General features: G+C 46.7%; 9 protein-coding genes and 1 pseudogene. 2 read left to right on the top strand and 8 right to left on the bottom strand.

The window, feature by feature from the left end:
• Positions 1-16: 16 nt before the first annotated feature.
• The 8 genes from tldD to ORJ01_RS15465 are packed head-to-tail and all read right to left on the bottom strand — an operon-like array spanning position 17 to position 10,581.
• Positions 17-1,456, bottom strand: a complete 1,440-nt coding sequence (gene tldD, locus ORJ01_RS15430; protein ID WP_306178807.1) for a metalloprotease TldD — start codon at positions 1,454-1,456, stop codon at positions 17-19.
• The gene (locus ORJ01_RS15435; protein WP_306178808.1) at positions 1,456-2,307 is read right to left on the bottom strand and encodes a carbon-nitrogen hydrolase family protein; all 852 of its coding nucleotides are present in this window, start codon (positions 2,305-2,307) and stop codon (positions 1,456-1,458) included. The genes tldD and ORJ01_RS15435 overlap by 1 nt, the downstream gene beginning before the upstream one ends.
• Entirely contained in the window at positions 2,279-6,136 is a 3,858-nt protein-coding gene (locus ORJ01_RS15440; RefSeq protein WP_306178809.1) for a YhdP family protein, read from the bottom strand. The genes ORJ01_RS15435 and ORJ01_RS15440 overlap by 29 nt, the downstream gene beginning before the upstream one ends.
• Positions 6,136-7,602, bottom strand: coding sequence for a ribonuclease G (gene rng / locus ORJ01_RS15445; RefSeq protein WP_306178810.1), 1,467 nt, complete (start codon positions 7,600-7,602; stop codon positions 6,136-6,138). The genes ORJ01_RS15440 and rng overlap by 1 nt, the downstream gene beginning before the upstream one ends.
• A gap of 2 nt (positions 7,603-7,604) precedes the next feature.
• Complete coding sequence (locus ORJ01_RS15450; protein WP_306178811.1) at positions 7,605-8,171, bottom strand: nucleoside triphosphate pyrophosphatase; 567 nt, start codon at positions 8,169-8,171, stop codon at positions 7,605-7,607.
• Positions 8,171-8,653, bottom strand: coding sequence for a rod shape-determining protein MreD (mreD, locus tag ORJ01_RS15455; RefSeq protein ID WP_306178812.1), 483 nt, complete (start codon positions 8,651-8,653; stop codon positions 8,171-8,173). The genes ORJ01_RS15450 and mreD overlap by 1 nt, the downstream gene beginning before the upstream one ends.
• On the bottom strand, positions 8,653-9,510 hold the full coding sequence (gene mreC, locus ORJ01_RS15460) for a rod shape-determining protein MreC (RefSeq protein ID WP_306178813.1): 858 nt from the start codon (positions 9,508-9,510) through the stop codon (positions 8,653-8,655). The genes mreD and mreC overlap by 1 nt, the downstream gene beginning before the upstream one ends.
• Before the next feature lie 27 nt (positions 9,511-9,537).
• Entirely contained in the window at positions 9,538-10,581 is a 1,044-nt protein-coding gene (locus tag ORJ01_RS15465) for a rod shape-determining protein (RefSeq protein WP_226752415.1), read from the bottom strand.
• Between the two features lie 292 nt (positions 10,582-10,873).
• Between ORJ01_RS15465 and ORJ01_RS15470 the strand changes: the two genes are divergently transcribed.
• Both ORJ01_RS15470 and ORJ01_RS15475 read left to right on the top strand, forming a co-directional pair.
• Positions 10,874-11,800, top strand: coding sequence for a 1-aminocyclopropane-1-carboxylate deaminase/D-cysteine desulfhydrase (locus ORJ01_RS15470; RefSeq protein WP_306178814.1), 927 nt, complete (start codon positions 10,874-10,876; stop codon positions 11,798-11,800).
• A 178-nt stretch (positions 11,801-11,978) separates the two neighbouring features.
• Positions 11,979-12,295, top strand: a pseudogene (locus ORJ01_RS15475) (transposase); the annotation flags it as partial.
• Between the last annotated feature and the right edge of the window lie 120 nt (positions 12,296-12,415).

Here is a 12,415-nt window from a genome sequence, read left to right on the forward strand (position 1 = left end):
CGCTATCTATTTTTAATTATTGAGTGCCGCCAACGGTCAGCGCATCCAGTTTTAAGGTGGGTTGCCCTACACCAACCGGTACACTTTGACCTTGTTTACCACAGACGCCGATACCGCTGTCTAAGCGCATATCATTGCCGACCATAGAAACATGTTGCATCGCTTCTGGGCCGTTACCAATTAACGTCGCGCCTTTAATCGGTGTGGTAATTTTACCGTCTTCAATTAAGTAGGCTTCAGAAGCCGAAAACACGAATTTACCCGAGGTAATATCTACCTGGCCACCACCAAAGTTAGGCGCATAAATGCCCTTCTTCACGCTGCTAATAATTTCTTCTGGGCTATATTCGCCCGCTAACATGTAGGTGTTGGTCATCCGTGGCATGGGTAAGTGCGCAAATGACTCACGACGGCCATTACCGGTAGGTGCCACGCCCATTAACATCGCGTTATGTTTATCTTGAATGTAGCCTTTCAGAATACCGTTTTCAATCAAGACATTGTATTGGCTTGCTGTGCCTTCATCGTCAATATTTAATGAACCACGACGACCCGTTAAGGTGCCATCATCAACAATAGTACAGTGCTTCGACGCCACTTGCTCACCAATACGGCCACTAAAAGTCGAGGAGCCTTTACGGTTAAAATCACCTTCTAAACCATGGCCTACCGCTTCATGTAACAACACACCTGGCCAGCCAGAGCCGAGCACTACCGGCATGGTGCCAGCAGGCGCATCAACTGCCGTTAAATTAACTTGTGCCATCCGCACGGCTTCACGAGCAAACTGCTGCCAGCGCACCGCACCGTCAACTTCTTCACTAAAATAGTGATAATCCGTTCTCGCGCCACCACCGGCGCTGCCGCGCTCGCGACGACCGTTTTCTTCTAATAGCACCGAGCAATTTAAGCGTACTAAAGGACGAATATCTGTCGCATAGGTACCATCGCTACCTGCAACCAATATTTCTTCGTAAACGCCAGTCAGGCTCACCATAACTTGCTCAGCACGCTTGTCTAAAGTGCGAATAAAGGCTTCAACTTGATGCAATAAAGCGACTTTGTCGGTGTTGCTTAGGCTTTGTAGGGGCTCGCAGGGTAAATAAATTTGGCTATTGCCCGTGCGGCTAAAGGCTTTAACACTGCCTTGTTGACCATGGGCAGCAATACCGCGCGCTGCGGTAGCCGCTTGTTTTAGCGCGTCGCTATTGATCGAATCGGCATAAGCAAAGCCGGTTTTCTCGCCGCTAATAGCGCGTACTCCGACGCCTCGCTCGATATTAAATGAGCCATCTTTTACCAAGCCATCTTCTAATACCCACGACTCATGCACGCTAGATTGAAAATATAAATCGGCATAATCGAGCTGATGCGCAAACAAAAAGCCCAGCGTCTGTTCTAAATCGCGGGCGCTCAGCTCAGAAGCATTAATTAGGTTTTGTTCTACTACATTCATTATTTCAGCTCACTTCTAAATCGGTTATGTTGCTTTACTGGCATATTTACGGCCAATTGTTGGCAATCGGCCAAATCGACCGCCACTGAGATCCAACCCGGGGCGGAACCCGCCTCGGCTAATACCTCGCCCCAAGGGCTAATAATCAGGCTATGGCCGAATGTTTTACGCCCATTGGCATGGGTGCCGGTTTGACCTGGCGCCACCACAAAGCTTTGGCTTTCAATTGCACGCGCGCGTAATAACGTATGCCAATGTGCCGCGCCGGTAACTTCGGTAAACGCCGCCGGCACGCTGAGTACATTCATACCCTGCTCGGCTAACGCCTGTGTTAAGCCAGCAAAGCGCACATCATAGCATATAGTCATTCCGAGTTTCAGACTGCCCTGTTCAGATAATGTTAGTTTCTTACCCGGCTGGGTACTTAGGGATTCGCGGTACGATCCCATGCTGTCATTCACGCTCACATCAAACAAATGTAATTTTTGATAATCGGCCAATAACTGGCCATCAGGCGCAAAAAACACACTGCTGGCAGCGAAACGCGTTGGCTCATCGGTGCATGTTGGTAAACTCCCGGCCACCAAGTACAGCTGATACTGCTGAGCTAATGCCGCACAAGCCTGCTGAATAGGCCCATGCCCTAGCGGCTCTTGATAACGTTGCTGTACCCCTTCAGCCCCACCAAATACGGCAAAACACTCTGGCAGCACCACCAGATGCTGCAAAGCACGCGGCAATTGTGCTAATTGCTCACGTAAGAAACGTAAATTACTCTCGGGATCGGGCTGGCTGTTAAATTGAATGGCGCTGAGCTGCCACTTAGTCTGAGCGGGGTTGAGTGTTATCAAGGGGAACCGCCTCTGGTTGAGCAATACGCACCGGTACGGGCACTTCGGTGCTGTGTCGATTGACTTCCGTCACGACCGGTTTATCAAAACTGCCGGTTACCGTGAAATTAATACGCGAGATCACTTCTGCCGATTGAAAGACTTCATCTAAGGCAAGTGCCGCTAAACCGGTCGCGGGATTCACCATCCAGGCAATGATCACCGGTAAACTCGAGGTCACTTTCGGCGCAAAGGACATTTGATAATCCATCTGCCGTTTTACCAGATCAGAATAGCCCTGAATCGCTAAATTGCCTGGCACACCATCCACCACAAAGTCATTGGTTTGCGCAATACCGCGTTGCACGTTCAGGGTGCCACTCATTTTGTTGTAGTAAAAACCTTTGGCAAACACATCACGAAAATCGAGCCGCAATTTACGCACTAACGAGTCTAGGCTAAACAGTGAAAATAACCGCGCGCCCTGATCGCTGACCTCTGTTAAAGCGCCATCACCAAGTGCAAACTTAACATTGCCATTGAGTGAGCCTAAACGAAATTGTTGCGGCGCACCTTGCCAATTTAGCTCAAAACTGATGTCACTGCGGCTGCCGCTAATGGCGGTGCTTAATTGATATTCAGCCAATAAGTTACCGATATTCGGGCTAGAGAAGCTACCATTAAAATGGCTAACACCTGCTGCGTTATCAGGCTGCCAATAGCCTGATACGCCAAGCTTACTGCCTTTGTAATTGGCATCGAATTGGCGTAACTGCCAAGTATCACCCGTACCCGCCGCTTGAACTTGGACATTACCAAAACGGTAATGACCAATTGAGCAATCCTGACAACTTAATTGCAATGGCACCATTTGAGTTAACCATTGTTGCTCAGGTAACTCTGCTAATAACGCTACAGCGCGTTCGTTTTCTGCCAAGGCCGCGTCTTTTTCAGGTACAGCAAGATGCAAGTAATCAAACTGTGCGGCGATGCCTTGCGCTTGCCAGTCATGGAAAAACTGCCAACGACTCGCTAATTCTGTACCATTAAGCTGTAACTGCCACGCTTGATCTGTGCTTGATAACTCAAAAACCGTATTGGTTAACTGCAAATTATCGGGTAGCGCTATCGCGCCAATACGGCCACGTACTTTGTTTAACGGCGGTAATAACCCCTGGCCCTCGCTCTTCAAACTGAGTAACGGCTGTAAAAACTCGTACCATGGCAGCAAACTGACTGCTGGCAAATTGATGTCGACATTAAACCCTTTACTTCCCAGCCCTGGGTCCGCACTACCAACTGATAACTGTGCACGACTTATCACGCCTGTACTGTGTGGCAGTTCGGCTTGAAAGTTAAGTAGCGCTGGATAATCCAACGTAAAATAACTTTGCTGTTCATTACCGTGCGCCACCAATTGTAAGCTGGCAGCTTGCTGCTGTGTTTTAGCAAAGGGGGTAGGTAAGTTTACGGCTAAGTCATCCAGCCGCGCACTGAGCTCGGCCTGATAGGTAAAACCACTGCTCGGTAACAATAACGCCAGCTTTAACTGCCAATCAAGTTCACCCTCAAGCAAATCTGCGGCTTCCGGCCACAACGGCAAAGTGAGATCGGTCGCCGGTGTTAAGCCATTTACAGCGAGGTCAACTTTGTAACCTTTTTCTTGTAAGCTTCCTTTTAATTCCGCGGCACCTTGAATGCCTTGCCAATTAAATTGCAGCTGATCACTGCTGATTTGTTCATTAATAAACTGAATACTGCCAGTTAAACCATTAATTTGCAGTGCGGGGGCTTGTAAGTTGGCTTGCACATTCAGTAAACGCGTGACACCACTGACACGAACGCTTGGTTCACGTAAGCCTATTTCTAGTAGCATCTCAACACGTTGTGGCCCGCTTAACCCTAAGTGCGCTAACGTTTTACCTAAGTTGTCTTTTAATGACGACTGCGAGATAACCTCGGTGATATTGCGACTGTCTAACTGTGAATTTAAACGAATATCCAACGAGGTAGCGTCAAACAAATTCGGGATAGTGGCGCTGACTACCTCCGTTAATGCCAATTCAGCAAGGTTTGCGCTGTGTGATGCAATCAGCATACTGGCATTATCAAACAGCAAAGTTCCATGCAACTCCGTTAAGGGCGGCCAGTTGGGTGCAAAATAAAACACCCCTTCGTTTAGCTCGGCAAAAGCTTGAAAATGGCCTTGCCCCTCACGAAACGGATAATCGGCAAAGGCGCCTTGCCACAAAAAAGTAGTTTGGATCACTTGACCGCTATTGAGCGCATTAGTCAGATAGTCTCGCGTTTTCTCCGGCATATAGCGCTGCGGATAATAATAATGGGCATTGGCCGCATCTAAACCGGTGACTTGTGCCAGCAAAGCTAACTCGGGTTGTTCAGACAGTGTTAAAGCCAGTTGGCCGTCAAAACTGAAGTCGGTGGATTGCAGCTGTAAAGTGGGGATCTGTAACTGCCAGTCGTTGTTCCGTTTAAGTAAACGAATATCCGCTGTTAATTGCTGATAAGGCCAAGCCTGTTTAAATAAACCATCCCAGGTTAATTGCTGCTCTTCTGCCGACAGCGCTAACAAGGCAAAGTTGTTACCCGCCCAAAACTGCCCTGCTAAGTTTTCAGTGCCTGGTATGTCTTTTACGGCAAGATTACTAAAACCGCTAAATTGACCTTGTAGCTGCCATTGCGTGTCTTGCCATGCCAAATGCGCCTGTTCTAAATAGCCCGAAGGTTGATAGGCTAAAATGCCTTGCAGCACTTGGCTGTCTTCAGCCCACAATTGCGCCAGTGGCTCTAAGGCATCTAACTGAAATTGCTGGATCGCAGCAACCCAGCGCTCTGAGGTTTTGTGTAGTTGAAACTGCAATCCGGGCCACACTTCCAGTTCATCCGCCAAACTCAATTCACTGGATAACAATTGCCAGCCTTCTGCCACTGGTTGCCATAACAATTGCCCTGGCCCCAACTTTAAACTGTGCTTAGTACCGGCGCGCTGCCAATGCATGCTGTTATCCGCTAACTCAACGTGGATCTGATGTAATTGACCGTTGTCGAGTGAAGCCCAAGCCTCAAAGTTAATACTGGCTTTTTCTAATCGATGGGTTTGCGGTAGCCACTGCCGAAATAACGGGATTAAGTCTAATTCAGAACTTTGCAGATATAGCTGGCCCTGAGACTCAGCCAAACTTGGGCCTTGAAAATCTAAGATAAAACTGACGGTATTAGCCGTGACATCGGCGATGGATAGCTCGCCATGACCTTGGTGGTGTTGTTGTAGGTTGCGCCAATTTAACTGGCTGATATCCAATACCAACTGCGGATTATCGGTGCTAAACAGGATCAGCTGGCTATCGCGCAGGGTAAATTCTTTTAATTGCCGGAAAAATAATTGCTCTAACGCCAGTAGCACCTTACTCACCGAGCCTACTTGTTTAGATCCCGGCTGCACCAGTGCATCGGCATCTAACCAATAACGTAAGCCGCGCAATTCAAAATGTTCAGCGGTAAGTTGTCTTGAAGTAAGACTTCCCCAGAAGTCGATACGAATAGACGTTTGTTCAATATGCAGTTGTAGCTGCTCGGCCGCATTCAACTCGACTTGTTCTAACACAAGAGCGGGGCCGCTTTGTCGCCACGCGGCGGTAATTTGGCCAATAGTAATTTCAGTACCGAGTTGTCTAGTCAGCACTTGTTCAATATGGTGCTTGTAATTGTCTGCATAAGGGAGCGCAATGCGTAGCACCGACACCACGGTAGCTAACACCACCAAACAAATAGCCAGCGCTATCCATAATTTATGCAGACAGTAAAAACAAAATTGCTTTGTTTTCTGCACTACATCATTACCACGTCAAACTGCTCCTGTGTATACATCGGCTCCGCATGTATGCTGATTTGCTTACCTATAAAAACCTGCAACTCAGCTAAACTATGAAACTCATCTGTCGTTAGTGCATCTTTAACAACAGGTGCAACATAAACCACAAACTTATCTGCAGAATAAGCCCGATTAACCCGCACGATTTCGCGCAAAATTTCAAAACAAACGGTTTCAACGGTTTTTAACGAACCGCGGCCCATACATACTGGACACTCTGAGCATAGAATATGTTCCAAACTTTCGCGTGTTCTTTTGCGCGTCATTTCCACTAAACCCAGCGCAGAAAAACCATGAATATTGGTTTTGGCTCGATCGCGGGCTAATGCTAGCTCTAAACTATGAAATACGCGCCGTTTATGTTCTTCATTTTGCATATCGATAAAATCGATAATAATAATACCGCCCAAGTTACGCAGCCGTAATTGCCGGGCGATGGCTTGGGTGGCTTCGGTATTTGTATTGAAAATGGTTTCATCTAAATTTCGGTGGCCGACAAAGGCCCCCGTATTCACGTCGATAGTGGTCATGGCTTCGGTTTGATCGATAATCAAATAGCCGCCACTTTTTAAAGGTACCTTGCGCTCTAAAGCACGCTGGATCTCATTTTCAACATCGAACATATCAAAAATAGGCCGCTCGCCGGGGTAATACTCTAGCAAGGGCACACTTTGTGGCATAAACTCTTCACAAAAAGCGGTAAGCTGTTGAAAGGTAAGCTTTGAATCAACTCGTACTCGCTCCAGCTCTGTGCCGACAAAGTCACGTAATATGCGATAACACAAGGTTAAGTCTTCATAGACAACCGCTTCTTTGCGCGTATTTTTTTTGCGCTTGAGCACCTTGCTCCAGAGTTTTTTTAAGAATTTGGCATCATGTATCAGTTCATCTTCAGCGGCACCTTCTGCGGCAGTACGTACAATAAACCCCCCGCTGTCGTCCATATTATTGGATACGATCTCTTTGAGCCGCTGTCGCTCCGCTTCACTTTCTAATCGCTGCGATACACCGACATGCGATGAATCGGGCATAAAGACTAAATAGCGTGAAGGTAAGGTGATGTCGGTGGTTAAACGAGCGCCTTTAGTCCCTAACGGATCTTTAACAACCTGCACTAATAGGTACTGCCCTTCACGCACTAATACACGAATATCTTTACTAATACCGGGTTTGTGTTCGAGTTCAGTGGCTTCATTGTGCTGTACGATATCTGACGCATGCAAAAAAGCGGCTTTATCAATGCCAATATCGACAAAGGCGGCTTGCATGCCCGGCAATACGCGGCTGACTTTACCGACATAAATATTGCCTACCAACCCCAAACGGGCCTGACGTTCGATATGCAACTCTTGCAGCACGCCATTTTCAATCAGCGCGACACGTGTTTCGGTAGGGGTAACGTTAATCAGTAACTCGGCACTCATACCTACCTCGATAACTGCTGTAATAAACGATCTGTTTCACACAGCGGCAAACCTACTACAGCACTATAACTACCATGAATTTTTTCGACAAACTTACCGGCTAAACCCTGAATGCCATAACCGCCGGCTTTATCGCAAGGTTCTTTAGTTAACCAATAGTCAGCCATTTCGGCTTCACTAATTTCTCGGAAAAACACATCTGTTATTGCTAACGCTTGTAAGGTTTGGCTTGGTGAAACAATGGCAACGGCAGTCATAACTTGATGCTGACGGCCGGATAATAACTGCATCATAGCCAGAAAATCAGCATAATCCGTTGGCTTACCTAAAATTTTATTGTCAACCACCACACTGGTGTCTGAGCCCAGAACCGGCAGTGCGTTCGCCATTTTTGCGGCACCGGCTTGTGCTTTTTGCAGTGCCAAACGGCTCACATAGGCAGCAGCCGTTTCATCGGGCAAAACACTTTCATCGATCGACGCACTGATTAAATCAAACTCCACACCCAACTGTTGCAACAATTCGCGCCGACGAGGTGAGGCTGAGGCTAAAGCAATTTTTGGATACATTATTGGATCTTAAATTGGCGGCGATAACGCCGTAGAAACCAAAACAACCAAGGCCAAACCAGCATACCAGTTAGCACAGGCCACAAATAGGCGGGGCGAAAATTAACGCCCGTTAAAAAGTTACTCAACCAAAAAAGCAATAATTGATACAGTGCAAGCAGCAAACCGATTAATAAACTTTGTTGGATAACACCAAAGTTGCGAATTTGCAGATGGTTAACCGCCATCACAAAAGCAACCACTGAAAACGCTAAGGCGTTAACCCCTAACACAGTGCCCACCAGAACGTCGGTTAAAAACCCCATAAAGAAAGCCGTACCAATATTCACTCTACGTGGTAAGGCTAAGGTCCAATACATTAAAACAAGCAACACCCAATCGGGCCGAAATAAGCTGAATTGAAACGGTACCGGAATAACCGTCAGCAACAACGCTGTAATTAAACTTAAATAAATAAAACCTAAACCCTGTGCTGGGCGCATTATTCTGGTTCCTCTTCCTGCCGCACCGCTTCAACCTGCGTGCCTGGCCATAAGATCAACACATGCCGGATGCGATCTAAGCTGGCATAAGGTTTGGCATATACCGTCATAAACGGTTGGCTATCATCTCGAATAACGTTAATGACTTCCGCCACGGGATAGCCTTCAGGAAAACGGCCATCCAAGCCAGAGGTTAACAAACGATCGCCCTCTCGAATATCGGTACTCAACGGTAAATGGATAACACGCAGCATATCCCATTGGCCTAAACCTTCTGCCACGGTGCGCACCCCCGTACGTTCTGCACGTAATGAAACTGCATGAGTATTATCGGAAATTAACAAAGCGCGGCTACTATTTTGCCCAACGCTGACGATCTGCCCAAGCACCCCTTTTTCATCGATAATGGGTTGATGCACCGTGACGCCATCATTAGTGCCTTTGTTCAACACAATTTGATGACTAAAAGGATGGCTATATACGGCAAGTACTTCAGCAATCAGGCGCTGCCCCTCGACCACAGGTGCTGAACCAAGTAACGCTCGTAGTTTGTTGTTCTCTTGTTTTAAAAACGATAACAACTGTAATTGCGTTTCTTGGTTCAATAAGCGTGTTTTGAGCTCAGCATTTTCAGCTAATAACTGCTGTTGAGACAAAAGCTGCTCTGAGGCACCGGAAATAAGACTTTCAGGTAAACTTGCCACATAAAATAGCGGGCTAACGGCTGAAGTGAGATAACTACGCAACTGTGTGGAGCTTTCGGTATAGCGGTCAACAAACATTAGCCCGACACTGCAGGCTATAGCAAATACTAAACGTAGCCCGAGTGCCGGGCCACGACTAAAAAAATCATTCATGTAGGTCTCTGACGGTGCTAAACCTCATTACTCGTAACTGAAAACATCGCCACCGTGCATATCGATCATCTCCAGCGCCTTACCACCACCACGAGCCACGCATGTTAATGGATCATCACCCACAACAACCGGAATACCGGTTTCTTCCATTAACAAACGATCTAGATCGCGTAACAGTGCACCACCGCCGGTTAATACCATGCCGCGTTCAGAAATATCTGACGCTAACTCTGGAGGGGATTGCTCTAAGGCAACCATTACGGCACTAACAATACCGGCTAAAGGTTCTTGTAAGGCTTCTAAAATTTCATTACTGGTCATAGTAAAGCTACGTGGTACACCTTCAGCAAGGTTACGACCACGTACTTCAATTTCTAACACATCGTCACTCGGGTAAGCCGAGCCAATTTCTGTTTTAATGCGTTCAGCTGTTGCTTCACCAATTAAAATGCCGTAGTTACGACGAATATAGTTAACAATCGCATCATCAAACTTGTCGCCACCAATTCGTACGGAAGAAGAATACACCACACCATTTAACGAGATAATGGCAACTTCTGTAGTACCACCACCAATATCAACGACCATAGAGCCGGTAGCTTCTGAAACCGGTAAACCCGCACCAATTGCTGCGGCCATAGGCTCATCAATTAAGTATACTTCACGCGCACCGGCGCCTTGGGCAGATTCACGGATAGCACGACGCTCAACTTGAGTAGAACCACAAGGAACACACACTAAAACGCGTGGGCTAGGCCGAAAAAAACTGTTGCTGTGCGCTTGGCGAATAAAATGCTGTAACATTTTTTCGGTAACATAGAAGTCCGCAATGACCCCATCTTTCATCGGGCGAATAGCTTTGATATTACCTGGCGTACGACCCAGCATACGTTTAGCCGCATGACCTACTGCGGCCACGCTCTTAGGACCACCGGCGCGTTCTTGTCGGATAGCGACTACGGAGGGCTCGTTCAAAACGATACCTTGGTCTTTTACATATATAAGAGTATTAGCTGTACCAAGATCGATGGACAGATCATTTGAAAAAATGCCGCGCAGTTTATTAAACATGGAAAAGGTGGATCCTTTTAACAACATCCGACTGCTAAAGCCAACAAGAGCGTGTTAGCAATCAGAAAAAAATTTTAGAAGAGTTAACGCTATTCTAAGTAAGTCTCAGGCAAGAAAATAGCTTTTTATGACTTTTTTGCCAAATTAACCCAATTACTGAAAAAAACCACGTATTGATGCTTTTTTGTCAGCTATTAACGCGCTTTGCTAACAAATCACCGCGGCAGTTATAATCGCTGCACCTTATACTGTAATAGTAATTTACGTTTAGATAAGCAGACGAATAACGACGATGACACTTCCCCCAATACACTGGCAACGCTGGTATGACAAACGCCTCAGCGCGAACAACAACGAGCTATGGTTATTAAACCTAGTCCCGCCTGTGGCTGAAATTGCGGGTAATAAGTGGCTAAAATTACACAATGCATTACAACAACGTTTACCCACACAAGGCATTCTTAGCTTAGGGGGAGCCTTCTCTAACCATTTAGCCGCCCTCGCTGCTGCTGGACACTATTACCATTTTCCGACCATCGGCTTAGTGCGTACCGAACAGCTAGACTTAAATAACCCAACATTAGCCCAGTGCATAAAGCATGGCATGCAATTACACGCATTGACACGAATACAGTTTAGACAGCGTTCCAGCAATGAGTTCAATTTATATTTGCAGCAACAGTATCCCCATTATCTTGTCATACCAGAAGGTGGAAGCGATTTACAAGGGGCAGCGGGCGTTGCCACACTACCGTTAGCTGATACACCCAATGGTCTTGCCGACATTCTCTGTTGTGCTACGGCCAGTGGCGGCACTTTGGCAGGTCTGATCAAGCGATATCCGCATACGCAAATATTAGGTTTAGCCGTCGTCAAAGACAGCGCCTTAACAGATAAGGTAAAACTATGCTTACCACATTCGATGATAGCTGCCGCAAATGATCAAAACTGGTCAATTCAACCTGCCGACTCTAACTATGCCAAGGTATCTAACGAGTTAATTGATTTTTGTTGTCAGGCAAAACAACAACAAAATATCAGTATAGAACCGGTGTATACCGGCAAAGCACTACAACAATTATTCAAGTTATTGGATCAAGGCAAGATCCCAGCAAATAAACGCATCGCTTTTTTCCACACCGGTGGCTTACAAGGTTTAGCAGGCTTACATTATCGAAAGATCCTCAGTGATCAGCAATTCGATTTATTAAATCGCTGACAATGCACTGGGCCATCAAGCATTGAAAACCCTACTCTAACAAATAAAGAAAATCACTATGAGGCTATTGGTGAGGCAGTGGCAATGGTTTGAAGCGTTTTATCAATGATACTGCACGCGTGATTAGAGTGAACTTAGAGACTGGGCAGTGCTGAACAGACTTTAAAATGGAATGGTATTAGCGCAAATCTCAGCGGCAACGGCCAAAGGTCGATTTGCTGTCGTCGTGATGGATGGCGCTGGTTGGCATACCGATGATATTGCCGATGAATTCGATAATCTGGCTATTTTAAAACTGCCGCCGTATTCACCGGAGCTTAATCCGATTGAGCAAGTATGGAGTTGGCTGCGACAGCATCATTTAGCGAACCGTTGTTTTGAAAACTATGAAGCCATTGTCGAAGCTTGCAGTGAAGCTTGGAATAGCTTTATCAGCGATACTGCACGCGTGATTAGAGTGAACTTAGAGACTGGGCGGTGCTGAACAGACTTTAAAATGGAATGGTATGAGTAGGGCTTTTCTATTGAATGAGGTGATCTCATGCCCCTCGCAGAGCTCAGGGCGTTCAGCCGGCGCCAAGCCAAACTGTTGGCTTGTCGTCTCCCGGCTTCACT

The sequence above is a fragment of the Alishewanella sp. SMS8 genome, assembly GCF_030737935.1.
Taxonomy (GTDB): Bacteria; Pseudomonadota; Gammaproteobacteria; order Enterobacterales; family Alteromonadaceae; genus Alishewanella; species Alishewanella maricola.